1 pseudogene is annotated in these 776 nt (G+C 59.8%); it reads left to right on the plus strand.

Annotated features, from left to right (window positions below):
- A pseudogene (locus tag J3U67_RS08270) lies at nt 1-776 on the plus strand (hypothetical protein); the annotation flags it as partial.

Genomic DNA, 776 nt, shown 5'->3' on the forward strand with positions numbered 1-776 from the left:
GATCGCAACGACAACCGCCTCCTTCTTTACCGCGACAGCCACAGCCGCATCATCGAAATCACCGACAACGACCGCAGCACCCGCCTCTCCCTGCACTATCAGCATCCCCGGCACCCACAACGCGTCACCACCATCAAACAACAACTGGCCAATGGCCACAGCCGGGTACTGGCACAATACCAGTACACCGCACAGGGCGACCTCCAACACGTCATCGATGCCGAACAGCGGCACACCCGCACCTTCGCCTACGACACCGGCCGACGCCTCATCTACCACCGCCTGCCCACCGGCCTGCACTGCCACTACCAGTGGACTCACTTTGACGATGCCGCCGAAACCGCCTGGCGCGTCACCCATCACTGGACCGAAGCAGATGGCCAGCGACAGGAAGACTATCACTTTCACTACGATATTGAGCAACGCCTCACCACCGTCAAAGACAGCCTGGGACGCATCAGCCAGCATTACTGGAACGAAGTCTACCAGATCACCCGCTACATCGACCCCCTTGGTCACACCACCGCATTTGAATGGAACGACAACCAACAACTCATCAGCGTCACCGACGCCCAGGGTGGACAATGGCACTACAGCTATGACGAACAAGGACGCGAAACCGCCGAAACCGACCCACTGGGACGCACCACCCAGACCCAGTGGTTACCCCACTGGGCCCTACCCACCATCAGCGTCGACCCCGACGGCAGCACCTGGCGCTACTACTATGATGAACGCGGCAACCTGCTGACCGTCATCGACCCCTTAAAACAACG

This window comes from Snodgrassella sp. B3837 (assembly GCF_026535955.1).
Taxonomy (GTDB): Bacteria; Pseudomonadota; Gammaproteobacteria; order Burkholderiales; family Neisseriaceae; genus Snodgrassella; species Snodgrassella alvi_E.